The sequence below is a fragment of the bacterium genome (assembly GCA_023150945.1).
In the GTDB taxonomy this organism is placed as follows: Bacteria; Zhuqueibacterota; Zhuqueibacteria; order Zhuqueibacterales; family Zhuqueibacteraceae; genus Coneutiohabitans.
Map to the genome: position 1 here is coordinate 232,553 of JAKLJX010000007.1, position 24,153 is coordinate 256,705.

At 60.1% G+C, this 24,153-nt stretch carries 26 protein-coding genes; 4 read left to right on the plus strand and 22 right to left on the minus strand.

Going from position 1 to position 24,153, the window contains the following annotated elements; translation table 11 throughout:
• Positions 1 to 298: 298 nt before the first annotated feature.
• Positions 299 to 595, plus strand: coding sequence for a hypothetical protein (locus L6R21_11925; GenBank protein ID MCK6559893.1), 297 nt, complete (start codon positions 299 to 301; stop codon positions 593 to 595).
• Here L6R21_11925 and L6R21_11930 read toward each other — a convergent pair.
• From L6R21_11930 to L6R21_12035, 22 genes are all read right to left on the minus strand, one after another.
• Entirely contained in the window at positions 562 to 1,767 is a 1,206-nt protein-coding gene (locus L6R21_11930; protein MCK6559894.1) for a pyridoxal phosphate-dependent aminotransferase, read from the minus strand. The genes L6R21_11925 and L6R21_11930 overlap by 34 nt on opposite strands.
• A 107-nt stretch (positions 1,768 to 1,874) precedes the next feature.
• Positions 1,875 to 2,864: a phosphate acetyltransferase gene (pta, locus tag L6R21_11935; protein ID MCK6559895.1), complete on the minus strand. Its 990-nt coding sequence runs from the start codon at positions 2,862 to 2,864 to the stop codon at positions 1,875 to 1,877.
• Positions 2,861 to 3,343: a pantetheine-phosphate adenylyltransferase gene (coaD, locus tag L6R21_11940; GenBank protein MCK6559896.1), complete on the minus strand. Its 483-nt coding sequence runs from the start codon at positions 3,341 to 3,343 to the stop codon at positions 2,861 to 2,863. The genes pta and coaD overlap by 4 nt, the downstream gene beginning before the upstream one ends.
• 1 nt (position 3,344) lies before the next feature.
• Entirely contained in the window at positions 3,345 to 3,896 is a 552-nt protein-coding gene (gene rsmD, locus L6R21_11945; GenBank protein MCK6559897.1) for a 16S rRNA (guanine(966)-N(2))-methyltransferase RsmD, read from the minus strand.
• A 5-nt stretch (positions 3,897 to 3,901) separates the two neighbouring features.
• Complete coding sequence (locus tag L6R21_11950; GenBank protein ID MCK6559898.1) at positions 3,902 to 4,966, minus strand: type II secretion system protein M; 1,065 nt, start codon at positions 4,964 to 4,966, stop codon at positions 3,902 to 3,904.
• 40 nt (positions 4,967 to 5,006) lie between these two features.
• A complete protein-coding gene (gene pilM, locus L6R21_11955; GenBank protein MCK6559899.1) occupies positions 5,007 to 5,978 on the minus strand; it encodes a pilus assembly protein PilM in 972 nt (323 codons plus the stop codon).
• A gap of 183 nt (positions 5,979 to 6,161) precedes the next feature.
• On the minus strand, positions 6,162 to 6,575 hold the full coding sequence (locus L6R21_11960; protein MCK6559900.1) for a helix-hairpin-helix domain-containing protein: 414 nt from the start codon (positions 6,573 to 6,575) through the stop codon (positions 6,162 to 6,164).
• A gap of 57 nt (positions 6,576 to 6,632) precedes the next feature.
• Positions 6,633 to 7,772 carry a molecular chaperone DnaJ gene (gene dnaJ, locus L6R21_11965; GenBank protein MCK6559901.1) on the minus strand — a complete coding sequence of 380 codons (1,140 nt, stop codon included), beginning with the start codon at positions 7,770 to 7,772 and terminating at the stop codon, positions 6,633 to 6,635.
• Between the two features lie 18 nt (positions 7,773 to 7,790).
• The gene (grpE, locus tag L6R21_11970) at positions 7,791 to 8,600 is read right to left on the minus strand and encodes a nucleotide exchange factor GrpE (protein ID MCK6559902.1); all 810 of its coding nucleotides are present in this window, start codon (positions 8,598 to 8,600) and stop codon (positions 7,791 to 7,793) included.
• A gap of 206 nt (positions 8,601 to 8,806) precedes the next feature.
• Positions 8,807 to 9,877 carry a heat-inducible transcriptional repressor HrcA gene (gene hrcA, locus L6R21_11975; GenBank protein ID MCK6559903.1) on the minus strand — a complete coding sequence of 357 codons (1,071 nt, stop codon included), beginning with the start codon at positions 9,875 to 9,877 and terminating at the stop codon, positions 8,807 to 8,809.
• Between the two features lie 282 nt (positions 9,878 to 10,159).
• Positions 10,160 to 10,627 carry a DUF309 domain-containing protein gene (locus L6R21_11980; protein MCK6559904.1) on the minus strand — a complete coding sequence of 156 codons (468 nt, stop codon included), beginning with the start codon at positions 10,625 to 10,627 and terminating at the stop codon, positions 10,160 to 10,162.
• A complete protein-coding gene (locus tag L6R21_11985) occupies positions 10,578 to 10,970 on the minus strand; it encodes a 4Fe-4S dicluster domain-containing protein (protein MCK6559905.1) in 393 nt (130 codons plus the stop codon). The genes L6R21_11980 and L6R21_11985 overlap by 50 nt, the downstream gene beginning before the upstream one ends.
• 125 nt (positions 10,971 to 11,095) lie before the next feature.
• A complete protein-coding gene (deoC, locus tag L6R21_11990) occupies positions 11,096 to 11,812 on the minus strand; it encodes a deoxyribose-phosphate aldolase (GenBank protein ID MCK6559906.1) in 717 nt (238 codons plus the stop codon).
• A 260-nt stretch (positions 11,813 to 12,072) separates the two neighbouring features.
• The gene (gene eno / locus L6R21_11995) at positions 12,073 to 13,359 is read right to left on the minus strand and encodes a phosphopyruvate hydratase (GenBank protein MCK6559907.1); all 1,287 of its coding nucleotides are present in this window, start codon (positions 13,357 to 13,359) and stop codon (positions 12,073 to 12,075) included.
• Between the two features lie 233 nt (positions 13,360 to 13,592).
• The gene (locus tag L6R21_12000) at positions 13,593 to 14,324 is read right to left on the minus strand and encodes a PaeR7I family type II restriction endonuclease (GenBank protein ID MCK6559908.1); all 732 of its coding nucleotides are present in this window, start codon (positions 14,322 to 14,324) and stop codon (positions 13,593 to 13,595) included.
• A gap of 8 nt (positions 14,325 to 14,332) precedes the next feature.
• Complete coding sequence (locus L6R21_12005; GenBank protein ID MCK6559909.1) at positions 14,333 to 15,127, minus strand: site-specific DNA-methyltransferase; 795 nt, start codon at positions 15,125 to 15,127, stop codon at positions 14,333 to 14,335.
• A 350-nt stretch (positions 15,128 to 15,477) separates the two neighbouring features.
• Positions 15,478 to 16,875, minus strand: a complete 1,398-nt coding sequence (gene pyk / locus L6R21_12010) for a pyruvate kinase (GenBank protein ID MCK6559910.1) — start codon at positions 16,873 to 16,875, stop codon at positions 15,478 to 15,480.
• Positions 16,876 to 17,013: 138 nt separating this feature from the next.
• On the minus strand, positions 17,014 to 18,102 hold the full coding sequence (locus tag L6R21_12015; GenBank protein MCK6559911.1) for an alkaline phosphatase: 1,089 nt from the start codon (positions 18,100 to 18,102) through the stop codon (positions 17,014 to 17,016).
• Positions 18,103 to 18,150: 48 nt separating this feature from the next.
• Entirely contained in the window at positions 18,151 to 18,570 is a 420-nt protein-coding gene (locus tag L6R21_12020) for a hypothetical protein (GenBank protein ID MCK6559912.1), read from the minus strand.
• Positions 18,571 to 18,599: 29 nt separating this feature from the next.
• Positions 18,600 to 19,637: an OmpA family protein gene (locus tag L6R21_12025; GenBank protein MCK6559913.1), complete on the minus strand. Its 1,038-nt coding sequence runs from the start codon at positions 19,635 to 19,637 to the stop codon at positions 18,600 to 18,602.
• Between the two features lie 480 nt (positions 19,638 to 20,117).
• The gene (locus L6R21_12030; protein ID MCK6559914.1) at positions 20,118 to 20,600 is read right to left on the minus strand and encodes a PTS sugar transporter subunit IIA; all 483 of its coding nucleotides are present in this window, start codon (positions 20,598 to 20,600) and stop codon (positions 20,118 to 20,120) included.
• Positions 20,601 to 21,084: 484 nt separating this feature from the next.
• Positions 21,085 to 21,303, minus strand: a complete 219-nt coding sequence (locus L6R21_12035) for a hypothetical protein (GenBank protein ID MCK6559915.1) — start codon at positions 21,301 to 21,303, stop codon at positions 21,085 to 21,087.
• A 39-nt stretch (positions 21,304 to 21,342) separates the two neighbouring features.
• On the opposite strand from L6R21_12035, the gene L6R21_12040 reads away from it, so the two are divergent.
• The 3 genes from L6R21_12040 to L6R21_12050 are packed head-to-tail and all read left to right on the plus strand — an operon-like array spanning position 21,343 to position 24,072.
• Positions 21,343 to 21,870, plus strand: a complete 528-nt coding sequence (locus L6R21_12040) for a hypothetical protein (GenBank protein MCK6559916.1) — start codon at positions 21,343 to 21,345, stop codon at positions 21,868 to 21,870.
• Positions 21,860 to 22,618, plus strand: coding sequence for a hypothetical protein (locus tag L6R21_12045; GenBank protein ID MCK6559917.1), 759 nt, complete (start codon positions 21,860 to 21,862; stop codon positions 22,616 to 22,618). The genes L6R21_12040 and L6R21_12045 overlap by 11 nt, the downstream gene beginning before the upstream one ends.
• A gap of 20 nt (positions 22,619 to 22,638) precedes the next feature.
• Positions 22,639 to 24,072 carry an MBL fold metallo-hydrolase gene (locus tag L6R21_12050; protein ID MCK6559918.1) on the plus strand — a complete coding sequence of 478 codons (1,434 nt, stop codon included), beginning with the start codon at positions 22,639 to 22,641 and terminating at the stop codon, positions 24,070 to 24,072.
• The last annotated feature ends 81 nt before the right edge of the window (positions 24,073 to 24,153 follow it).

Genomic DNA, 24,153 nt, shown 5'->3' on the forward strand with positions numbered 1-24,153 from the left:
CATTCACTGCGAAAACTTTCAACGTTGCACAACTGTCTACTGCCAATCGAAAACGGATGACTGTCGCACGGTTGCAGGAATTCGGATAATTCCGCGCCCATGCAAAACCCGCGGGGCGAGCCACGGTTCTTGCCGCGACTGCGGTCGCGGCAGCAATCTGCGCTTGCAGAGGGGCGAGCGTTGTTTCTGCAGCATGCGCTGACAAACGGCTTGCGGCCCGCTGCGCGATTCTGGCGAATGCGTCATTTTTTCGTGAACGGCAGGAGTGTAAGTCAGGCAACCGAACAGGATGATATTGATGGTGGATTTACGCTATCAAGGTAACGGTGCACCAAATCTCCGCACGCGCGGCAACTGGATGGGTGAAGTCGTTTGTTTCGGCATTCATCGTTTTGCAGCGCGTGCGGTGCAATTCCGGGCTGAAGGCGCAAGCGTGGCGTCGCGCTTCCACTATCTCGAGGCTGGGTATGTGAGAACAAACTGGAGAGAGAACGCTTCGGCACGAATGTGGACCAAGCGGATGACCGGACAAGGCCACCGTCTCACATGCTCACTGCCGGGTCATGACATGCTCGCGATCTTTGCAACCGTCTGATCGAGCTGGCGCATCGCGGCCTGCAAATTCTCCATGGAATTCGCATATGAAATGCGCACATGCTGCCGGCTGCCAAAAGCCTCGCCGCCCACCAGCGCCACGCCGGCGTGTTCGATGAACAGATGCACCAAATCGGAGGGGGACGCAATGGTTTTGCCGGCAAACGTTTTGCCGAGCAACGGCGCGACATTCGCAAAAATGTAAAACGCGCCGCCGGGCAGGCGTGCTGAAAGCCCGGGCATTTGATTGACCGCGGCGTGCACAAAATCACGGCGCTGCTCGAACTCATCACGCATGGCGGCCAGCGCCTGCTCCTCCATGGCCAGCGCCGCGCAACCAGCCTCCTGCGAAATGGAGCAGGGATTCGAAGTCGTGTGGCTTTGAATCTTGGCCGCTGCTTTGGCTATGGCAGCCGGCGCCGCCAGATAGCCCAGCCGCCAGCCGGTCATGGCGTAGGCTTTCGAGAAGCCATTGATCAGAATCAAATGCTCGCGCAGCTCGGGAAAACTCGCGAGACTGCAAGTTTGCGCTTCGCGATAAACCAGCTTGAGATAGATCTCATCCGCGAGCACGTAAATCTGCTGCTGGCGGATGATCGCCGCGAGCGCCTCGAGCTCGGCGGCGGAATACACGGCGCCGGTCGGGTTGCCCGGGCTGTTGAGAATCAGCAGCCGGGTGCGCGGCGTGATCGCGGCCGCCAGGGCCGCCGGCGTGATTTTGAAATCATTTTCATCTGCCGTCGGCACGAACACCGGCGTCGCGCCCGTCATTTTCACCTGTTCGGGATAACTCACCCAGTAGGGCGAGGGCACGATCACTTCATCCCCGGGATTGCAGAGCGCCAGCAGGGCATTGTGAATCGCCTGCTTGGCGCCGTTGGAGACGACCACTTGCGCCGGCGTGTACGCCGGGCCGCCGAGTGCGTGCAGATGCCGGCAAATCGCTTCGCGCAGCGCCAGCGTGCCGACATTGGGAGTGTATTTGGTTTTACCTGCGCGAATGGCGCGAATGCCCGCTGCTTTGATGTCTTCCGGCGTGTCGAAATCCGGCTCACCCGCACCCAGATCGATGACCGACTTGCCTTGGCGGCGCAGTTCGGCGACCAGCGTGGTGAGGGCGAGCGTCTCAGAAGGTTGAATGCGCTGGCAGAATTCGGATTCTTGAAATTGCATGACACCGTTTCGTGCAAAATTTGAAACACCTCAGTGAACAAACGCAACGGTCGCGGCCGGCCAAACCCTGGCCACGGCCCAGAATGCCGTTTGCGGGAGATGCGAATTCAAAACTCTTCGCCTGCCATGAGGGAACAGATACACGCGACATTCACAATATCCTCGACCGTGCAGCCGCGTGAAAGGTCGTTGGCCGGTTTCGCCAAGCCTTGCAGAATCGGGCCGATCGCCTGGTAGCCGGCCAGCCGCTGCACCAGCTTGTAGGCGATGTTGCCCGCGTTGAGGTCAGGAAAGATCAGGACATTGGCGTTGCCCGGCACGGCACTGTGCGGAGCCTTGCGCTGCGCAATCGCCGGCACCAGGGCGGCATCGGCCTGCAACTCGCCGTCCAGCGCCAGCTCCGGACGCAACTGCTGCGCCATGGCGGTGGCGAGCCGCACTTTCTCGACCGCGGCATGCGTGGCGCTGCCCTTGGTGGAAAAGGACAGCAACGCAACCACGGGCGTTTCGCCGGTCAGTTTGCGATGCGTGTCCGCAGCGGTTACCGCAATCTCAGCGAGCTGTTGCGGCGTCGGCTCCGGCACTACCGCGCAATCCGCGAAAGTCAACACCTTGCCGTTCAGCGGATTGACCATCAGAAACACACTCGACAACAGCGAAACGCCCGGTGCGGTTCCAATACACTGCAGCGCGGCCCGCAAAACTTCGGAGGTGGCAGCGGTGGCACCGGCCACGGTACCCGCTGCCCCGCCGCCATTGACATAAGCAGCGGCGAAATTAAGAGGATTCTGCAGGCGTGCCAGAGTCTCTTCCTGGGTAAGATTTTTGTGCGCATGCCGCCGTCGCAGGTCTTCCGCCCAGGCGGCAAGCTGCGGATGGCGGCAGGGGTCAACGATCTCGATTCCCGCCAGCGCAACACCGAGGGACCGGGCAGCGGCGTGAATGTCATCCGGGTTGCCGATCAGCACCGGCACGGCCAGACGCCGGCGATACAACTCGACCACCGCCTGCAGCGTTCTCGCTTCGGTGGCTTCGGGAAAGGCGAGGCGGCGGGGCTGCTGTTGGGCGCGTGCCGCCAGGTTTTCCAGAAAATTCATGATTGCGCCAGCTTTTGCCGGATGCGTTCGTTCACCGAGGCCGGCACGAAGCAACTGACGTCGCCGCCGAGCCGGGCCACTTCCTTGACGATGGTGGAATTGAGGTAGGTGTATTTTTCGCTCGCCATCAAAAACACCGTGTCCAGGCCGCGGGAGATCTTGCGATTGATGAGCGCCATCTGAAATTCGTATTCAAAATCGGAGATGGCGCGCAAGCCGCGGATCATCACGCTTGCCCCGCGCGCCGCGGCGTATTCCACCAGCAGCCCGGAGAAACTCTCGACTTCGATACGTGGCAGATGCCCGGTGGCTTCGCGAAACATCGCGATGCGCTCGGTGACGGTGAACAGGGGATTCTTCGCGGGATTGGTGGTGACTGCGATCGTGACGGCATCGAACAACTGCGCGGCGCGCTCCACGATATCGAGATGGCCGTTGGTCACGGGGTCGAAGGTGCCGGGGTAGATCGCCAATTTCATGTTATTCCCGTTGGTAGAATAACAGCCTGGTTTCACTGATGCGTCGTTCCGACCGGAGTTGTAGTCCTGAAGGTGCCGGGGGCAGGCGGAGGCGAACGGAGGTTTCCAGCACGAGCCTGCCGGAGGCCGCCAGCAGTGCGGGTGCGGCCAGCGCCTGCAACAGCCGGGAGTAGCCGTCAAAGTCGTAAGGTGGATCGGCCAGGACAAGATCATAAGGCGGGTGGGCCTCGCCCCGGCGAGCCAAAAAAGCAAACGCATCTTCAACCAGCACGGCCGCGTGGTCGTCAAGATGCGTTTTCTGCAAATTCTTCTGAATGAGCTGGGCGTGCTGGCGGCTGCTTTCCACGAAATCGACCCAGGCGGCGCCCCGGCTGAGCGCTTCGATGCCCAGACCACCCGCACCCGCAAACAGATCGAGCACGCGCGTGGCACGAGTTTCCTGCCCCAGCACGTCGAACAAAACCGTGCGGGCGCGGCTGCTGGTCGGGCGCACCTGCCGGTGGCGCGGCGCCAGCAACAAGTGGCCCTTGCGCGTGCCGGCGATCACTCGCATGGCGATCAGAGCATCTCGACAAGATTGAAATTCATCACCAAATCCAAATTCTCATCGCTGAACGTCTTATGATCCACCGGGCAGAGGATGATCTTCGCGATGGTGAGGTTGGGATTGGCATCGGTGAATTCCTGCAGGAAGCCCTGGATACCGGCGTTGGCGCCGGCGAGATGAATCTGCATGGGTGTGCCGGCGCCCGCGGCTTCGGCCTGGCCGGTGCGCATGCTTTTGATGCTCAAGCCCTGGCGCTGCGCCAATTCGCGCAGCCAGGCGGTCACCTGCTCGCCGCTCATGCGATTGAGCGTGCCGCGAAAGCCGGCCAGCCCGGCACGGTCATCCATCGTGCCGGCAACCAGAACTTTGCGCAACGCGCCGCCGCTGCTGGGCTGCTCGGATTCCGAAACGGTTTTCAAATCGCTGGGCGAGACGTTGGCTTGAATGGCGCTGGTCAGCGTGCTGGTGGCATCAGAGGAGCTGGAGAGAAACTCCACCAGAAAACGATTGTTGCGGTCGCCGTGATAGGTGATCAACGTGAAATTGTTGGGGGCCGCGAAGGAACGCACCAGCGACATCACCGCCCACATGCCTGTGCGGGTGGAGGCAACCACTTCCCGCTCACGCGGCGCAAGCGTCTCGAACGCCTCCAGCCCGGTGGGTTCCGGCGGGGTGGTGGTCATGCCCGCGGCCGAATCGAGACCGGTGGTTTCACCGCCCGCCAACGGCTCGTCGGGTTGGGTTTGAATGGGAGGCATTTGCGTGGTCGCTTTGCGCTCGCCGCGCGGGATCATGAAGAAGACCGCGGTCAGGGCCGCCAGAATCAAGCCAAGGACAATGAGATAGGCCTTGGTGCGGGAGGAGCCTTCGCTCTGCGTCTCCAGCGATTTGCGCGCGAAGGAAGAGCCGATGGTGTCACGTTGAAAGCTCGTTCCCGCGGTTTCACGGCCAAACGAAGTCGTGCCCGCCTCATTGGCCTTGCTGGGCTCATCGAGGTTCACCGTTTTGGCGTAATTCTCTTCGCTTTGGCGGTCCTCGCTCGCGTCGTCGTCTCCCAATAGATTAATGTCGACCATTACCGGCCTCCACTCGATGATAGAAGTGATGAATTGCGATCTATAATTTCTTCAGCGCCGCGCCGACGGAGACCACGAAGGTTTCGGGATTCTCCTGCATGGAGAGATCGCCAACGACAGGCGCCGTTTTCAGTCTGCGAAAAGGATTGGCGCGGTCGATGCGGACGTTGTGGCTGTTCTGCAGAGCCTCGACCAGCCGATCGGTGACGTGATCGCCGTAGACAAATATGGCGTTCAATTCGTCCACGCCCTTGCCGAGCTTGTTCTCCAGAACAATGCGCCGCAGTTCCTTGGAGATGATGCGCGGCAGAAAGTCGCGATCCATGTTGGTCACGTCGTTCTGGTCTTCCAGGGGATATTCGACCTCCTGCGCGGCAAAAAACTTGGCGTTCTGCAGGATGGAGAATTGCAGGTTTTCCCGCCGCACATCCACCAGAGCCACCCATGGTGTTTCGGCAAAATCGTAGTTGGCTTCAACCACGCGCTGCGCCGCGAACACGTCGACGTCCACCGCGCGCAGGCGCAGGTCCGTGTTGTGGAAAATCTCCTTCAGAAAATCCACAACCATCTTGCGCACGATCACCACCACGACTTCGGCGAACTCCTGGCCGGCGCCCGGTTCGTAGTATTCGTAGGCAATGTGATAGTCGGTGAGCGAATTGATCACACATTGTTCCACTTCCCAGTCGACGTGGTCTTTCAGGCGGCTGCCCTTCAAGCTCATATCGACCGGGATCTTCTTGATCAATACCGCATTGGAATCGAGAGTGAAAACAGCGCGGCGGGCCTGAAAGTCGGAGACCTCGTACAAGCGGTTGACGTCTTCGGCGAATTTGTGGATCAGCGCGTTGTCCTTGAAGGAAGTAATCTGCAGCGGTGCCCGCACCCGGCCCTGCGCCAGCCGGGTAATCTTGGCCTCGCCGTTTGCCCGCGAGATTTCGGTCAGGCGCAAAGTCGTCTCACGAATGCTTACGCCCACAATCCCTTGTGAAGAAGCGTCCACCATAGTCATCCCAGCCGTTCACGTCGATCAGACGATTGAACCAAACAGTAGATTTGTCGTGACTGTAACTTCATCTGCCTTCGGGCCTGCCTGCATGGAGACCCTGACAAGCAGGTTCTTGGACATTGTCCTTAACTATCGACAAAGATCTGATTTTGGCGAAGGTGTTTTGCCGCTTCCGCGGCTTTCGCCTCAATCAACGGTCACCAGCGGCGCCAGCTCGGCCAGTCGCTTCTTGCCGATGCCCCGGACTTTGGCCAGCTCGGTCACGCTGCGAAACCGGCCCTGCCGGGTGCGGTAGTCGACAATGCGTTGCGCCATCACCGGCCCGATGCCGGGCAAAGCCGTCAATTCCGCCGGCGTGGCGGCGTTGAGATTCACACGGGCCGCAACCGGTTTGGCGAAAGCAGCCGCAGCCGTGTCGGACGGCACCGGGCGCGCGCGCTCCTGCACGGCCCGCACGAAATCGTCCATCACCGCGGCCTGCTCCGGATCGAGCGGAGGCGGCGGCAATTGCTGCCGATAGAACATCACCACACAGCCGGCGCCAAATGCCGCCAACAAGAATATTGTCGCGCGCTGTTCTTGTCTGGTCAGCCCCCACATGGCCACTCGGTGCAATTGGGCCCGAATTTTCCGGGCCGGTTTGTACGACTCGCGGGCTTAGGAAAATGCTTCCTTCATTTTCTGGAAGAAACTCCGGCTGTCCGAGGGCGGTTTCAAGCCGTCGAGCTTCGCAAGCTGCAGGAAGGCCTCCCGTTCCTTGGCGGAGAGCTTGGTCGGAATCCACACCAAAACCCGCACAAGCTGGTCGCCCCGGCCATAGCCGTTCAAATGCGGGATGCCCTTGCCGCGCATCCGCAAAATGCGGCCCGATTGCGTCCCGGCTTGGATCTCCAAAATCGCCTCGCCCTCCAGCGTCGGGATGGTGACGCGATCACCGAGCACAGCCTGCGTGAGGCTGATCGGCAATTCATAAAGAACATCGTCGCCGTGCCGCTCGAAATGCTCGTGCTCCCGCTCGCCAATCACCACGATAACGTCGCCGGGTGCGCCGCCGCGGGGGCCGACATGCCCCTCGCCGCGGATGGTGAGGTAATTGCCGGAAGCAACACCGGCGGGTATTTCCACCGACAGCGTTTTCTCACCTTCAACCCGGCCCTGCCCGCGACAGGACATGCACACTTCTTTGACGATGCGGCCTTCGCCCTCGCACTGCGGGCAGGTGGTAACGTTGATGAACTGTCCAAAAATCGTGTTCGACCGGTGCCGAATCTCGCCGGTGCCGCCGCACGCCGGACAAGTGACCGGTTTGCTGCCCTTGGCGCCGCCCAGGCCTTCACAGGCGTCGCAGCGGGTGTAGGCTTTGATCTTGATCTTCTTGGTGACGCCGGTTGCGATCTCCTCGAGGGTGAGATTCAGGCGCACCTGCAAATCGCTGCCGCGCGGGCTTTCACCGCGGCGCCGGCCGGAACGCCCGCCGCCAAAGAACTCACCGAAGATGCCCTCGGACATGAAGGTGCGCAAGGCGTCCGAGAGGTCGAATTCAAAATCGCTGAAGCCGCCACCGGCGCCGCCGCGCAGGCCGGCATGACCAAAGCGGTCGTAGGTCGCGCGCTTCTGCGGATCGCGCAGCACTTCGTAGGCTTCCGCGATTTCTTTGAATTTCTCCTCCGCCGTCTTGTCGCCGGAGTTGCGGTCCGGGTGGTACTGCATCGCCAGCTTGCGGTAGGCCTTCTTGATGTCCTCTTCCGAAGCACTCTTTTGCAGGCCGAGCACTTCGTAATAATCTCGTTTGGGCATGATCGCGCTTACCGGGTGCTAGGCCGCGTTCGAATCTGACGGGGGTTGTTCCTGGCTGACGATGACTTGCGCGGCCCGCAACACACGGTCGTTGAACAGGTAGCCGCGCTGCAACTCCTCCACGACCAGTCCCGCGGGTTTGCCTTCCACCACTTTCGCCGAGACCGCCTGATGAAACACCGGATTGAATTCGGTATCGATCGTGGTCATAGGCTTCACGCCGCGATCTTCCAAGACCTTGAGAAACTTCTGATGAATCAGCACCATGCCGTTGAGCAGTGAATCGTAGTCCTTGACCTGATCCTTGGCACTGAGCGGCCGCTCCAAATCGTCGATGATCGGCAGTAAATCCGTGATCAGGCCGGCGAAGGCGCTTTGCAGGCGGCTGTGGAAATCGCGGTCGGTGCGCTTGCGGAAATTCTCCAGCTCCGCGGCCAGCCGCAGGTAACGATCCTTCAGGCTGTCATGTTCGCTCGCCAGCTTCTCATGCGCTGCCTTCAGTTTTTCCAGCTCGGCATTCGTGCTCTTGCGCTTGGCAAACAGCTTGGATTTCTTGGCGCCCTCTTCGGTGACGGCTTCCTCGAGCGGGGCTTCATCAAACAGGTTGCCGACTCCTTCCGCTGGCGGCGTGGCCTCAGCGATGGCGGCCTCGGCTGCGGTCTCTTCCGCCAGCTTCTCGGGGCCGGCGGGCTCCGCCGTATGGCCATTACCGTTGCTGGCGCCTTCGAACACCGGTGCGGCGTCGCCGGTCACGGTCTCCGGCTGTTCGTCTCCGGCAGCTTCGGTTTGCGTCTGTGCAACGGGAATTTCTTGGTTGTGCTTGCTCATAGTCCTGGTATGCAATCCATTTCAGGTAAAATGTTCAACTGGTGTTTGCAGATCATTCATGGCAGGATGCCTCCGGCACTGCAGCCGGCGGCTTCTTGGTCTTTCGTAGTCCCGACCCGTGATGGGTCGCTGTCGCAGCCAATGCCTGTGCGGGTAGACGCAATGCCCCCGGAGGGGCAGGACTTCGAGATCACGGTAGCAGAATACTAGTTCGCCGCACTGCTGCCGCCCGCTTCCTCCGTCAAGATGTTGCTCAGCGCCTTGGCCATAAAATCCACCAGCGCCACGACTTTGGAATAGTGCATGCGCGTCGGCCCCAGCACGCCGAGCGTGCCGGAAACGCCGCCGATGTGATACGAGGTCGTGATCAAGCTGCAGTACTTGATCAGTTCTTCGCGATTCTCCTCGCCGATGGCGATCGACAAATCGCCCATGCTGTCATTCTGCTCGAAGAGATGAATCAAAATCTCCCGGCTTTCCAGCAGATTGAGCACATTGGAGAGCTTCTGCTGATCGGAGAACTCCGGCTGCGCCATGATGTTGTTGGTGCCGCCAAAATGGAAATTGCGATGGACCACTTGTTCGAGCTGTGGCGCCATCGAATTGGCGATGGTGAGCACCAACTCCGGGTTGGCGACGTTGAGGTCGCGCAGCCGGCCATCGAGCGTGCGCTTGATTTCCTGCAGGCTCAGGCCGTTCAGGCGCTCGTTGATCACTTCCGCAGTGCACTCCAACACTTCGCGCGAAACTTCGGCATCCATCTTGAGCATGATCGTACGCACCAGGCCGGAGTTGATGGTCAACACCATCAACACCTTCTTGTCCGCAACCGGGACCAGCTCGATCTTGGTGAAAATGCCCTGAAAAAAGCGCGGCGACAGCACCACGCCGAGCTGGCTCGAGACGCGCGCCAGCACCTGCGAGGCGGCATCGAGAATGACGTCGACCTCTTTGGACACGCGCACGAGTTGCGCGGTGATCTTCTGCTTCTCCGGCTCCGAGAGCGCCTCGACGCCCATCAGCGAATCGACATAGAAACGGTAGCCCTTGTCCGTCGGCACGCGGCCCGCCGAGGTGTGCGGATGCGTCAGATAGCCGCGCTCTTCGAGATCGCCCATGACGTTGCGAATCGTGGCCGAGCTCAGAGTCATGCCGACTTTCTTGGCAATCATGCGGGAACCGACCGGCACCGCGCTGCGGATGAAATTCTCAACAATCAAGTTGAGAACCAAGCGCTCGCGCTCAGTCAGCGGCTCATGACTTTTGATCGCTTCCATTTGGAACGGATTCGATGATATTTTCAGGCATGAATGGCGGCGATGATCAACAAAATTCGAGTTTTGGCCGGTGAAGATACTACTTTTGCTTCCGCTAGTCAAGCAAAAATTCCCCCCGCCAACCAGCAGGATGTTACAGAAAAACAATTCGTTGTAACAATTGGCGTTACATTTGCAGTCAAAAGCAAAAGGCCCTTGCGCACCGCGGTGCCCTCAAAGGCCTTTTCCAAACATTGCCCGCCGCCCTGTTATCCAAGGCAGAGCACCTCGCATAGAATATTTTCACTGCGGAAATGCAGTGGCATCATCAGGCGCCGAAGCAGCCGGCAGCTCAGCCTGCCGGTGCCAGTGCAACGGCTGCAAGGATTGCTTCTCCCACGGCTCGCCACCCTCCGGCGTTGCCTCGAGAGCCTGCAGCAAAGCCTGCAAATACTCACGGAACGCCGCGAGCGCGAGGCCGGCGAAATCAGGCGGCGCCACCTCCAGTTTGACCAGCGCATTCTTGAGATGTTTGATCGCGCCGTGGCGAATGCCCCGGCGGATTTGATGGTGCGCGGCGGCCGCTTGAATCAAACCCTGCACGAAGAAGCGCCAGGCTTCCGGGTGGCGCTGCCAGATTTGCTCCCAGGCTTCGTGCGCTTCCCAATACTCGCCGGCGTTGAATAGCGCGACACCGTGTGCGAGATCGGCGCGATCCTGCTCACTCAGCTTCGGCGTGAGCTGCGCGGCGTGCGGGGGCGCCGGCCGCAGGCGGTACCGGCTCGATGATTTCGCCGAGGACGGAGCGGATGGTCCACTCTTCGGCTTTGGGGTAGGCTTCATTGAAATCCAGCATCGCGATGGTTTCCCACGGGCAATACTTCGCGCACAAGGTGCAACCGATGCAGCGGGTGAGATCCACTTCGACGAGCTTGTGCACGGTGGGATTGTCCGGATCCGGTCCGGGCACCACCACGATGCAATCAGGCGGGCAAAAATCAATGCACACCATGCAGCCGGTGCAGCCGGCTTGATTGATCACCGCGAGCTGCTTCGGCCGCCGCGTCTTGCGCAACTGAATCGGCTTGTCGTACTTGGGATCTTTCAGCGCCATGAATGCTCCTGCCGTGAGGGTGAGCGTCTCAGCCCGTTGACCGGGCGCCGGCAAAACAAGTGAACCGCAATCTAAAATTCCCCCACAGAAATGCAATTCGTTTTTTGCGCAACGGCGCGACCGGCTCAGGCCATGGCGCGGCGCCTGGCTTCGGTGAGAATCTCCGTCGTGGCGGTGGCACCCACTCGCGTGACACCCAAGCCGCGCACGCGCAGCAAATCCTCCAGCGTCCTGATACCGCCCGCAGCTTTGATTCCCACGGTGGACGGGCAATGCGCCCGCATCAGGCGCAGATGCCGATCAGTCGCGCCGTGATATGCGTACATGCCGTTCGCCTGCTTGACGAAACCGTAGCCGGTCGACGTCTTCACGAAATCGACCCGGTGCGCAGAACAAATCTCGCAAAGCTTGATGATGTGCCGGTCCTGGAGATAATCATTCTCAAAAATGATTTTCAGAATGCCGCGCTGTCCGGCCGTCAGCTCGCGGGCCGCGGCAATTTCCGTTGCGAGATAATCCCAGTCATCGCCCAGCACTTTGCCGATATTGACCACCAGATCAATCTCCGTCGCCCCGCACGCCATCACTTCCTCGATTTCCGCCAGCTTGATGCGCACCGGACTGTTGCCGTGCGGAAAGGCCACCACGGTGCAAACCGCCACGGTGGAATCGCGCAAAATGCCGGCAGCCTGCCCAACGAAACAAGGCTTCACGCACGCGGCCGCAACGCCATATGCTTTGGCCAGCTCGCAACCCGCCGCCATTTTGGCATCGGTCAAAGTGGGATGAAGCAGCGAATGATCGATCATCTTCGCCAACGCTGCCGGGGAGAGGTTGTTCATGGCAAACACTGTGCAAGTAAGTCGTCCATCGAAGTTCCAGCCTATTGATGAAAAGTTTGCTGCAGCGGCCCGGCCGTTGCGGCAAACGCCTCAACGATTCCGCGCTGCTTGAAGTTTGGGCGAATTCCAATTCCCCGCCGTGCCGGTAACGTGACTGATGATTTCAATCCCAAACCGGTTTCACAAAATGAGAGAGCACGGACAACAGCCGGGTAGGCGTTTCCGTGCTCTCATTGCTGCAAACCGGCTGTGCAGGAAGGTCAGCGCGATTTCACCGCGGCGCGGCCGGGAAACCGTGCGCTCTCGCCCAGCATCTCTTCGATGCGGAGCAATTGGTTGTATTTGCAGATGCGATCGGTGCGCGAGGCGCTGCCGGTCTTGATCTGGCCGGCGTTGGTGGCCACCGCAATGTCGGCGATGGTCGCGTCTTCGGTTTCGCCGGAGCGATGCGAAATCACCGCGGTGTAGCCGGCACGGTGCGCCATGTCGATGGCGGCGAGCGTCTCGGTGAGCGTGCCGATTTGATTCACTTTCACCAGAATGGAGTTGCCCACGCCCTGCGCAATGCCGGATTGCAGGCGTTTGGTGTTGGTGACAAAAAGATCGTCGCCCACCAGTTGCAGTTTATCACCCATCTTCGCAGTGAATTCTTTCCAGCCGGCCCAATCATCTTCGGCCAGACCGTCTTCGATCGAAATGATGGGATATTTCTTGGCCAGCTCGGCATAGTAGGCAATCATTTCCGAAGCGCTCAGGCTGCGGTTCTCGGATTTCAGCTCGTAGACTTTGCGCTCCTTGTTGTAGAACTCGCTGGAGGCAGGATCGAGGGCAATGCAAAAATCCACGCCGGCTTTCAGGCCCAGGGCCTCGGCCGCCTGCATGATCACCATCAACGCTTCTTCATTGGATTTCAAATCCGGCGCGAAGCCGCCTTCGTCGCCGACCGCGGTGTTGTAACCTTTCTTCTTCAAAACGGATTTCAGGCTGTGAAAAATTTCGGTGCCCATGCGCAGCGCTTCGGCAAAGTTGCGCGCGCCCACCGGCATCACCATGAACTCCTGCAGGTCGACGTTGTTGTCGGCATGCGCGCCGCCGTTGATGATGTTCATCATCGGCACGGGCAGGGTGCAGGCCGAGACGCCGCCGAGATAGTGAAACAGCGGCAGATCACTGGCACTCGCCGCCGCTTTTGCCGCGGCCAGCGATACGCCGAGGATGGCGTTGGCGCCCAGCTTGCTTTTGTTTTCGGTGCCGTCCAGCTCGATCATGGTGCGGTCGAGTTGAATCTGCTGCGTCGCTTCCAGGCCCACCACCGCCGGCGCAATCACTTCATTCACGTTTTTTACGGCTTGCAGCACGCCCTTGCCGTTGTAGCGCTTGGGATCTTTGTCACGCAGCTCAATGGCTTCATGCTCGCCGGTGGAAGCGCCGCTCGGCACGGCCGCGCGGCCGAGCAGGCCGTTTTCCAAAACCACGTCCACCTCAACGGTGGGGTTACCGCGTGAGTCCAAGATCTCGCGGGCATGAACTTCGACAATCGTCGTCATAAAATCTCCTTGCAGATGACCGGCGGCAGGAACAGACGCCGCCTGTGATTTGAGAATTGTGCAACTACAGATGCGCCGCTGCCGCCGGTGACAACGAGCAAGCATGCGGAAAACTGGCGAAGTTGGTCAACACTGGCTCATGCGGCCGGAAGAGCTTTTCACGCGGATCGGTGCCGGCAGATTGAATGGTGCTGATTCTCCGGCTTGCAGGCCTCACGATCGCTGTCTTTCCACTATTTCCGGCGGATTCTCGCATACGCCAAAGCATGCGCAGTCAATGACGCTGCAAAGTTACGAAATCCTACCTCTGCAGAGGGTTCGCTGTACGCTCCCCGCAGACCATCTTTTGCGTTGGATAATAAAAGACAGGCTGCGTCGTAGAGCCGTTCTCGAACAAGCTTCTCACAAAGGATGCGGTAGCGCTCGGCGTATGAGGTGCCGTGGAACTCTCGGAATACTGGGAAGTGCGGTTGTTGCAGGCTGACCGGAGTCCTGGATTTCGGCGAGTCCTCGAGCAACATAAAGTAACCGGTCCAGGGGCGCGGTGAGCCTGTGAATGCTCCCTGCCGGTAAGCCAGGAGTAGATCAGTTGCGCTGCCGATCGCCTCTTCAGTTCGATTATTGAAGTTGTTACCGAATGAACCGATCTGCGATTTGAACTCCACGACCGCCAGAAGTGTGCCGTCCACCAGAGCAACGAGGTCCCATTCCTTTGCGGGCCGAAACCAGCCTGGGACAATTTTGTGTTTCTTGCCAACGTGAATGGCTTCCGCAGGCAGTTCGCTGTCCTTCAACAAGCCGGCCATGAGCTGGACAAAGCCATCAATATGCTTGCCGCCGGTTACTGCGCTACGGTTGCCGTAGTCCTTCTGACCTGTCTTGTGTCCTTGTGCCATTGCCTGCCTCTGGCGCGTCTCCCAGAACTGACGAACGGCAGCCCGAACTTTGCTGTCCAGACGATCCATGCCGGCCTCTATTCCCGATGAAAATTGAGCGTCACCTCGCTGAAAAGACTCTGCGTCGCTTGCTCGATCAAGCCGGAGGCCATTCGCCAATAGTGGGGATCAACCTCGACGCCAATGCTATTGCGACCGCAGCGCGCTGCCGCGATGTTGGTCGTGCCCGTTCCCATGAATGGGTCGAGCACCGTATCACCAACAAAGCTGAACATTCGAATCAGCCTCTCCGCCAGCTCGATTGGATAGGGTGCGGGATGGTTCCTGGTTGACGCACCCGGCACATCATCCCAAATCAGCCGGAACCACTTTTGATAGTTTTTCTCAGGAATGACACTCATGACGCGCGTCGCCAGCGACGGGCTTCGGTATCCTCCCGGCTTCCGCTGCATCAAGATGTATTCAACGTCATTCTTGATGACCGCGTTGGGTTCGTATGGCTTCCCCAGGAAGCCAGAGCCATTCTCGACTTCATATGCGGCGTTGGCGATCTTGTGCCAGAAAATGCCCTGCAGGTTGTCAAACCCAAGCTTTCGGCAATGCTCCTGGATGGAAGCGTGGAGCGGAACGACCGTGTGCCGGCCTTTGTTCCGCCGCCGGGACAGGCAAACATCACCAACCACGATGATGAGCCGGCCCCCGGGCACCAAGGCTCGGTAACAATGGGACCAAACGTAGTCAAGCTCTGTCAAAAACTCCTCATAGTCTGCTACCTCACCGAGTTGACCATTTGATTTTCTGTATTCTTTGAGTGTCCAGTACGGTGGAGAACAGATCACAAGATGAACACTCTCCGGATCGAGGAAATCCATATATCGTGAATCCCGCAAACAGAGGTCATGCTGGCTCGGAACACGTGCGAGCGACTCATCGATCAACTTCGTCAGGCTCTGATCCTTGGCAATACGAGGCAGCGCAGTCTGATGGTCACCGGCAATATCACCGATCTCCCCGGGGACATACCGCGCCAGGTCTTGTTCATCCTTGCTTAACTGCCGGGTTCGCACCGGCGTCACACCTGTCGGCGACCGGCCAGACAAATCCACTGCCTTTGTCAATATTGCCTCTTCAACCTTAGGTCGCATTGGGAATCCTGTTCTCGTGATTCCATTCACATCGGTTTGCGGCACCAGTAAACCGGCGGCCTCGTACCCGCCTGCCCCTACTCCACCACTTCCACCTTCAACAGATTCGTTTTGCTGGTCGCACCCGGCGGCAGGCCGGCGGCAATCACCACCTTCTCGCCCGGCTGGACCAGGCCGTGCGCCAGCGCGATTTCCTTGCACTTCTCGATCAACGCGTCGGTGTGCTCATATTCTCGCTCGAGAAAGACGGGATAAACACCCCACACCTGCGCCAATTGCCGGGCGGTGGCCAGCACCGGACTGATCGCAATGATCGGCACCGCGGGCCGGTAACGCGCGATCATGCGCGCGGTCGCGCCCGATTGCGTCGGCGTGAGAATGGCCGCCACCTTCAAATCCGCGGCGATGGCCGCCACCGCGTGGCTGATCGCCGCCGGCACCGTCACTTCGCCGCGCGTGCGTTCCACCGGCAGCCAGTTCTTGACGGCCAGACGCGTTTCCGCGGCGCGCAGAATACGATCCATCACCCGCACCGTCTCCAGCGGATACTCGCCCACGGCCGTCTCCTCCGAAAGCATGACGGCATCGGTGCCATCGAACACGGCATTGGCCACGTCGGCCGCTTCGGCGCGCGTGGGGCGGGGACTCTCGACCATGGACTTCAACATCTGCGTGGCGGTGATCACCGGCTTGCCGAGCTGGTTGCATTTCTCGATCAGATTCTTCTGCACCAGCGGCACGCGCTCGAGCGCGGTTTCCACCGCCAAGTCGCCGCGCGCCACCATCAAGCCGTCACTCACCGCGATGATCGCTTCGATGTTCTCCAGCGCTTCGTGCTTTTCGATCTTGGCGATGATTGGAACAACGCGGCCGCATTGCTGCATCAGCTCACGCAACTCCTCAATGTCGGCCGCCTGCCGCACGAAAGACATTGCCACGCAATCGACTCCGGCTTGCAGGCCGAAGCGCAAATCGTCCTTGTCCTTCTGCGTCAAGCCGCGCACGCGCAACGAGCGTTTGGGCAGATTGATGCCCTTGTGGGAAGTCAGCCGGCCGCCGTTGATGACGCGGCAGGTGATGTCATGCCGATCGGCCTGCAACACGCGCAGCTCGAGGGCGCCGTCGGCGAGCAAAATCGCGTCACCCACCTGCACCTGTTCCGGCAGGTCCGCCAGCGAAATCGCGACTTCCCGCTCGTCGCCGCTAACGGTGCGGTTGGTGAGCGTGAAGGTTGCACCTTCCTGCAGCGTCACCGGCGCGGCCAGCGCGCCGATGCGGATCTTCGGGCCGGCCAGGTCTTGCAGAATCGCCACCGGCTGCCGGCCGGCGCCGGCGGCGGCGCGAATCAAACTGATGCGCTGTTGATGGCCGTCATGATCGCCATGCGAAAAATTCAAGCGCGCCACGTTCATGCCGGCCTCGATCAAGCCGGCGATCTGTTCCGCCGTTGCACTCGCCGGACCAATTGTGCACACAATCTTCGTTCGCCGCAGAATCACGGTATTTCACCTTCTGCAATTTCCACCACCATTGCCGGCAAGCTCGCGCAACCAACCAACTCGCCCGCAGCCGCCGGGTGCCCTGCTGCGCATTGTCGCCGCCAGCCTAACCGGCTATTGCGTCACGAACTCAATCAGTTTCTTCCCCACAAAAGTATTGTCGTGAATGCCGCCAAACGCCGCGCTGCCCGGGCCAAAGGCGAAGATCGGCACCATCACACCGGAATGGCCGCCGGTGGTAAAGGCGGTCTTGGTGACTTTCTTCTCGCTGATCGAACCGTCCAGCAGAGTGTAGCCGCCCGTCTCATGATCGGCCGTCACGACGACGAGGGTTTCCTTGTTGCTTTTGGCAAACTCCAGCCCGGCGCCGATGGCGTCATCGAAATCCACCATCTCCATGACGACGCCTTCACTGTCATTGTCGTGGCTGCTCCAGTCGATTTGCGAGCCTTCCACCATCAGAAAAAAGCCGTTGCGATTTTGCGAGAGGATGGCGATCGCTTTGCGGGTCATCGCGGGCAGCGTGACTTCGCGCTTGTCCGCTTTGGGCAGATGCACCGGCTCAAACAGGCCCACGAGTCTCTTGGGCGTGGCCAGCTTCTGAAACTCCGCGAGCGTACGGATCGCGACGCGGTCTTTGGCCAGCACTGCCCACAAATCCTGTTCGTCTTCGCGCTGTCCGCCGCTTTGTGATTTGGGGGCGAAATGACTCCAGCCGCCGCCCAGCATAACGTCAACCGGCGCTTGGGCGAGCTGCGCGGCAATGTCGTAATACTTATTGCGGTCGTCGACGTGCGCGGCAAAGGAAGCAGGCGTGGCGTGGGTGATCGCGCAGGTCGCCACCAGCCCGGTGGCTTTACCTTTTTCCGCGGCATATTCCAACATGGTTTTCACCGGCCGTTTGTTCAGATCGACCCCGATGGCCTTGTTGTAGGTTTTGACGCCGGCCGCCAGCGCGGTGGCGCTGGCCGCGGAATCCGTCACATAGGATTCGGCGGAGTGAGTTGTCAGCAAGCCGCCGGAAGTGCATTGTTCTAGTTGAAGCGTGCCTTTGGCCGTTTTGCCGGCGGTTACCTGGGCGACGCCCATGCCGTCGCCGATGAAGAGAATGATGTTCTTGGGCGGACGTTCCGCCGGTGCGCCGGCCCACAGAGACCCGGCCAACAACAGAATTGCCAGAACTGCAGCGCATTGCTTGTGCATGGTGCGATCGCCTCCGTTTGTCATCATCCGACTATTCGAGTTCAACATTCAATTGGCCGATGGTTTGGGAGCGGGCAGCGCAACTGAGGAATCTGCCGGCTGGCGTTGCTGCGCCGCCTGAACTTCCTGCTCCAGGCGCTGCACCGCCCGATTCAGCACCTCCTGCCAAAGCTCAGGATGCGCGCGATAATATTCCGCCGCCGCCTGCAGCATGCGCCGGTCATAGCCATGCGAGGCCAGGATGGAATCAGCCGCAGCCGGCAGCAGGGAATCCGGCTGGGCCGACTGCAACAAGACCACGTACACCTCGGCAAACTTTCCGGCTTGCAGCAGCGGATTCCCGGGCTGACGGTTGCAGCCTGGCTGCAGCACGGCCGCGCCGATCACCATCAGAAAAACACCGGCGGTCATGCTGGCGTTGAGCAACTTGGGCTGCTGCTTCCGGGCCGCGGTGACCCAGGCGGGCATTCCGCCCCGCGTGAAAAGGAATGACCTGGTCATTTGCGAATAAACTCAACGCGCTGGTTCACCTTCTTGCCCTCGACGGTATTGGCATCGCTGAGCGGCCGGGTCTCGCCCCAGCCTTTGGTGCTGAGCTGCTGCTCGGCAATCTTGTATTGCGCGATGAGATGATCTTTGAGCGCCTCGGCGCGCGCCTGTGACAGCTTGACGTTGTCGCTTTCCGAGGGCAGTTCGTTGTCGTGGCATTCAACGGAAAAATTCAGAGTGGCATCGGCGCGCAACAGGTCGGCAAACTGTTTGAGCGTGGGGGTGGAGCGCGGCAGAATGGTGGCCTTGCCCGGCTCGAACGAGATGCCATAGGCCACGATCTTGCCCGAGCTGCTGAGCTGGTTCGAGAGCGGCGCCGGGCCGGCAGCAACGGTGAAATTGGTGAACCAGCACTTGTCGTCGCTCGCGTCTTCTTCATCCGCGCCGGCGAGAAAAAGCTCCAGGCGGCCGGCCTTGAAATCGCTGCTTTTGGGAATATTGATGACGCGCTCGTCGTCCACATAACATCTCAGGCTACTGCCATCCACCTGCACGGCGAGATGGTGCGGGCCGTTGGTAAGATCGATGTTCTTTTCCGAGGTCAGGCCGGAAGACATGCTGAAGAAAAAGGAAGGCGGTTCGAGCGTGAGCGAGAGCCAGTCTTCTTCCGTCGCGCCGATGAAGTCCAGCCGGTAGCGGCCGCTGTAACCTTGCAGCGTGACATTGAAGTCCATCTCGACGGTGAATTGCGGCGGCAGCTTGAGCTCGAGCGGAGCGAGCGTCGCCTGCTCCTGGGCATGCAGCCAGGATTGCTGGTTGACCTCGAGCACGCGCACTTTGGCGTTCTGTGGGAGCACGGACCAGGCGCCGGGCGGCTCGCCGGGCCGGTCGCCGGAGAAATCGTCGAAAAACAAAACCTGATGACCGGGCATGTAATCGTAGGTGGTCCAATCAATCGGCGGGCGGGGCAGCGGCTGGGCCAAAAGGTTGGCAAGAGGAAACAGCAGGAACCGCCACCAGCCGCGGCATTTCTGCAAAACAGTCATGGGTCATTCTCCGGCAACGGATGCGTTGGTCTGAGCGCGCAATTTAGCATAATTTTGGGAAAGTTCAAGCGTGGGATGGGTGGGGAAGGCGATTTTTTGCCGCCGTGATACTGCCGTCTTCGCTGCTCACTTTGCGGCCGCCTGCGCAAAAGATGAGGTCCACGCGCACGCGAGAATTGGAATGAATCGCAGGCACGCCGCACGAAGAGGTTACGCGCGCTCGATCTCCTGCGGCTGGGCTGCGGGATGACTGCAGCTTGAATGAGATGGGGAGGAATCCTGCCCAAGCGTCACCGCCCGGGCGCTTCGTCAGGAACAAGCGCCCGTCTTATTCGACTTGTGCAGGCCTCGGGGGCGAGCGCCTGGGCGGTTTCCACGTTGCGGGGCAGATACGAGCCAGGCAAAATGGCGTTCAACCTGGGTCGGAGCGCGCAGTGGAGAAGATTCTTGCGCGAACAGCACTGTCTCGGCACAACTGAATCAAGCCGCGGCCAGGCTCATGTTCGCGCACTCCGGCTCTTGACTCAAAAGTTGCAGAACTTCCTGGGAAGTGGTGGCGGTCAAGAGTTGTTCGCGAAAGGCGCCGTTATGAAGGAGGCGGCAAAGCTGAGAGAGCAGTTGCAGATAAAGGTTGGGGGCGTCGGCCGGCGTGCCCATCATGAAGATTAGATGAACGCGATCTTTTGGAATGGGCGTAAAGGGGATGCCGCGTTTGGTGCGCGCGATGATAATGACAGGGCGATCGACGCATTGCGTGCGGGCATGGGGTAGGGCAATACCGTGCCCGACACAGGTCGGTTCGATCTCTTCGCGCGCGATCACTTCCTTGAGAAAGGTGTGGGGCTCGCTGATCATGTTTTCGTGCGCCAGCGTCGAAACCATGGCGCGGAAAGCTTCGGTTTTGCTTTCGGTGTTCAAATCCAGCAGGATCAGACTTTCGGAAAGATATTCGGATAACCGCATCGGAAGTCTCTGAAGTCCATTCATGAGAAAAAATCCTTAGTCCTTAAGTGTCTACTGCCTTCCTTGTTGGGTTGCCGTTCTTTTGGCCCGCTTGCCAGCCAGCAATGCCCATGCCACCAAGTGAGTGACAATCCTGTTATGAGACTGCTTCAGGTGAAACATTCATTTAGCAGTTTCCCCTCACCATGGACAAAGCCAGCAAAATTGTTTCACTCTGAAGCAATGTCGCAGCGAATGGCAAGCGGCCGGTTTTTCATGAAACTGAGTAAAGATTCACCGAGGACACGACAGGCTGCGCAGGCCGTGAAGCCCGCCCAGGGACTCCACCGCAACCATCGGCGGTGCAGGCGCACGCTGCCGGCAGCAACTCTGCAATTGCATTGTCCGGGCGATTTGGCTATATTGAGCGAAATTTTCGAACAAGCTGCTCACCTTTCACAGGGGTCAGGTGGCGGTGATTTCGCTTCCCTTCTTCGCTTCAATCTCAGCGCGACTGGTTCTTCGGCAGCACGCGGTTCAGTTTGCCCGGTTGACCGCGGCTCTGTTCTTCGTGTTGACGACCGCCGCGCCGGCCCTGGCTTGGGCCACACTTCAGAACGAAAAAAATCTCGCGGAAGTCCTCGCTAAAGCGGCGCAATTGCTGCAGGAAGGCAGCCCACGCGCCGCCCTCCGCACGTGTTTTCAAAAACATGCCGAGGGGCAATTATTCGAACGGGCCTCCCTGGCTCTGCAGGAGCGGTTCTTGTTCGAGTACATCGATGCCTGCATGCACGCCGCCGACCGGCTGCCGGCGCGGCAGGCCAAGATCTATCTGGAGGAAGCCATCACTGTTGCGCGCCGCTATCTCAAATGGTGCAAGGGCCCGGGCGCCGGCTTGGTGGACAAGTGGCGCAAAGAGGGCATTGACCGCGACCGCATTCCCGCGGTCACCTTCGCCTTGGGGATTGCTCATAAACGGCTGGCCGCGCAGCAGCCGGCGCAGCGTCGCGCCTTGCTGGACGCCTACGAGGAGGCTTCCTCCCTCTCCGCCCATTTTTTCAGCCCGCGCTCGCTCGAGCTTTGGGAGGAAAGTCTGCGAATGTATCCCACCTTTGTCCGCATGGAAAGAAATGATCGACGAATCCGGGAGCGCATCAAAAATGATCTCGAATATCGCGAGCGGTGGCAGGCCTATCAGAAATTCTTGGAAGCATTCGAATCCGTGCCGCGGATGCGCGCGATGGCGCGGAGCAAGCGCAAGGTGGTTCTGGCCCTGTTGCGTGAAACGTGAGCGCCGGCGCGGGATTCTTGGCGTGTGGTTGGTGCTGCTGCTGGCCACTCCCCTGTGGCCGCAAGCGTTGCCGCCGCTGTGCCTGCATTTCGACCCGCCGGCGATGGAGACGGTCACCGATCCAATCTCGGCCACTCTTCTGGTGCGCAATGCCTCCTGCTCCCACTTGACGGTGTTGAGCACAACGATCGAGTTGCCGGAGGCATTGACGGCCGGCAGCCGGCAGCGTGAATTGCCGGTGGCGCACGGCACATTTGATCTCGATCCCAATGGCAGCAAGGAGCTGCAAATCCGCGCGGCCGGCGTGGGGCTGGGCGCGGCCTGGCAGCTTCTGTTCTATCGTCACCAGAAGTATCGCGGCACTATCCGCCTCAAGTACGAAGTCGTGGGCGAGGCCAACCGTCCCGAACACGTGGTTGAGCTGCCCTTTTTTCTCAGCCCGCTGAGCACCTGGTGGGCAGTGGCGGTGGGGGGAGTACTCGGCGTGATCTTGGTGATGGGCTTTCGCTGGTTGTGGGGTAGATACCGCGCCGCTGCCGCGCCGGTCGCCCACCCGCCGCACTGGCTGACGCTCGGCGTTGGCAGCCTGGTGGTGCTGCTGGCCGCTTTTCTTTTTCGCCTCACCGCGATGGAAATGCCCGAGTTGCCGATCACGTTTCATGTGAAAGATTTCTACGGCGGCGTCTTGATTGGTCTGGCGTTTGAGCCGCTGGCCAATTGGTTTTCTGAACTGGTCAAATCCAAATGATCTCACCATAAGGAGGCAGCATGCTGTTTCGTCTGCTGTACGACGACCGGCTGGCGCAGGCGGCGTATTTGATCGGCTGTCAGCGCAGCGGCGAAGCGCTGGTGATCGATCCCGAGCGCGATGTCGAGCGTTACCGTGACGCCGCGGCCCGGGAGGGTCTGCGCCTCACCGCCATCACAGAAACCCACATTCATGCGGATTTTCTCTCCGGCTGCCGCGAACTTGCCGAGGTGACGGGCGCGACGCTTTACCTCTCCGATGAAGGCGACGCGGATTGGAAATATCAATGGCTGCAGCACAAATCCGGCGGCGGCAGCTATCAACATCAATTGCTCAAACACGGCGACACGTTCAAAGTCGGCAACATTCTCATACAAGCCTTGCACACGCCCGGCCACACGCCCGAACATCTGAGTTTTTTGGTGACGGACTTGGGCAGCGGCGCCAACGAACCCATGGGCATTGCCACCGGCGATTTTGTGTTTGTCGGTGATGTCGGCCGGCCGGACTTGCTGGAAACCGCGGCCGGCCAGGCCGGCATGAAGGAGAAGTCCGCGCGTACGCTCTATCAGTCGCTGCAGGAATTCAAGAAGCTGCCCGATTATCTGCAACTGTGGCCGGGTCACGGCGCCGGCAGCGCCTGCGGCAAAGCGCTGGGCGCAGTGCCGCAATCCACGGTCGGCTACGAAAAGCGCTACAACGCCTCGCTCGCCTATGCCACCGACGAAAACCGCTTTGTCGCGGCTATTCTCGAGGGCCAGAGTGAACCGCCCTTCTATTTTGCACGCATGAAACGCGACAACAAACTTGGCCCGCCGCTGCTCGGCCGGTGGCCCGTGCCTGAGAAACTGGACGCCCAAGCCTTGCGCCGCCTGGACGGCCGCGCAGTCGCCATTATTGACACGCGGCCGTGGACGGAGTTTCGCGCCGGCCACCTCACGGGCGCCTTGCACGCACCGTTCAACAATGCCTTTCTCACCCTCACGGGTTCCTATGTTTTGTCGGGTGTGCCGATCTACTTGATCATTGCCGCGGAGCGCGTGACCGAAGCAGTGACGGCGCTCATTCGCATCGGCCTGGATGAGGTCGCCGGCTATGCCACGCCGGAAACGCTCGCCGCATTGCAGGCAGGCGGCGACAGACTCGTTTCCACCACCGAGATCGAAGCTCAGGAATTGCAGCGCCGCCTGGCGCAGCAGGACTTGTTCGTGCTCGATGTGCGCGCCGGCTTCGAATATGAACTCGGCCATTTGCCGGGCGCGGTAAACATTGCGCATACCCGTTTGCTCGGCCATCTCGAGGAAATTCCCCGGCAGAAGCCGGTGCTGGTGCATTGCCAGGTTGGCTCGCGTTCCCGGCCGGCGGCCGCGCTGTTGGAGCGCCAGGGCTTTCAAGTGATCCATCTCGCGCGCGGCTACCACAGTTGGGTGCAGGCCGGCGGCGAGACGGCGTGAGGAGAACCAGGTTGCTGCACGAGTTGCCAAAAGGCTTCCTGCCTGCTTCCGGCGCATGTACGCATCAATACACAAACGACA

Coding starts and splice junctions, on each gene's coding strand:
- grpE (MCK6559902.1), bottom strand. CDS start 8,600: ATGAGCAAGCACAACCAAGAAATTCCCGTTGCACAGACGCAAACCGAA.
- L6R21_12000 (MCK6559908.1), bottom strand. CDS start 14,324: ATGGATCGTCTGGACAGCAAAGTTCGGGCTGCCGTTCGTCAGTTCTGG.
- coaD (MCK6559896.1), bottom strand. CDS start 3,343: ATGAAATTGGCGATCTACCCCGGCACCTTCGACCCCGTGACCAACGGC.
- pilM (MCK6559899.1), bottom strand. CDS start 5,978: ATGACTATGGTGGACGCTTCTTCACAAGGGATTGTGGGCGTAAGCATT.
- L6R21_12015 (MCK6559911.1), bottom strand. CDS start 18,102: ATGCACAAGCAATGCGCTGCAGTTCTGGCAATTCTGTTGTTGGCCGGG.
- dnaJ (MCK6559901.1), bottom strand. CDS start 7,772: ATGCCCAAACGAGATTATTACGAAGTGCTCGGCCTGCAAAAGAGTGCT.
- eno (MCK6559907.1), bottom strand. CDS start 13,359: ATGACGACGATTGTCGAAGTTCATGCCCGCGAGATCTTGGACTCACGC.
- L6R21_12005 (MCK6559909.1), bottom strand. CDS start 15,127: ATGGATTTCCTCGATCCGGAGAGTGTTCATCTTGTGATCTGTTCTCCA.
- rsmD (MCK6559897.1), bottom strand. CDS start 3,896: ATGCGAGTGATCGCCGGCACGCGCAAGGGCCACTTGTTGCTGGCGCCG.
- L6R21_12030 (MCK6559914.1), bottom strand. CDS start 20,600: ATGCGGTTATCCGAATATCTTTCCGAAAGTCTGATCCTGCTGGATTTG.
- L6R21_11925 (MCK6559893.1), top strand. CDS start 299: ATGGTGGATTTACGCTATCAAGGTAACGGTGCACCAAATCTCCGCACG.
- L6R21_11985 (MCK6559905.1), bottom strand. CDS start 10,970: ATGGCGCTGAAAGATCCCAAGTACGACAAGCCGATTCAGTTGCGCAAG.
- L6R21_11960 (MCK6559900.1), bottom strand. CDS start 6,575: ATGTGGGGGCTGACCAGACAAGAACAGCGCGCGACAATATTCTTGTTG.
- L6R21_11930 (MCK6559894.1), bottom strand. CDS start 1,767: ATGCAATTTCAAGAATCCGAATTCTGCCAGCGCATTCAACCTTCTGAG.
- L6R21_11950 (MCK6559898.1), bottom strand. CDS start 4,966: ATGGTCGACATTAATCTATTGGGAGACGACGACGCGAGCGAGGACCGC.
- L6R21_12025 (MCK6559913.1), bottom strand. CDS start 19,637: ATGACTGTTTTGCAGAAATGCCGCGGCTGGTGGCGGTTCCTGCTGTTT.
- hrcA (MCK6559903.1), bottom strand. CDS start 9,877: ATGGAAGCGATCAAAAGTCATGAGCCGCTGACTGAGCGCGAGCGCTTG.
- deoC (MCK6559906.1), bottom strand. CDS start 11,812: ATGAACAACCTCTCCCCGGCAGCGTTGGCGAAGATGATCGATCATTCG.
- L6R21_12020 (MCK6559912.1), bottom strand. CDS start 18,570: ATGCCCGCCTGGGTCACCGCGGCCCGGAAGCAGCAGCCCAAGTTGCTC.
- pta (MCK6559895.1), bottom strand. CDS start 2,864: ATGAATTTTCTGGAAAACCTGGCGGCACGCGCCCAACAGCAGCCCCGC.
- L6R21_12050 (MCK6559918.1), top strand. CDS start 22,639: ATGCTGTTTCGTCTGCTGTACGACGACCGGCTGGCGCAGGCGGCGTAT.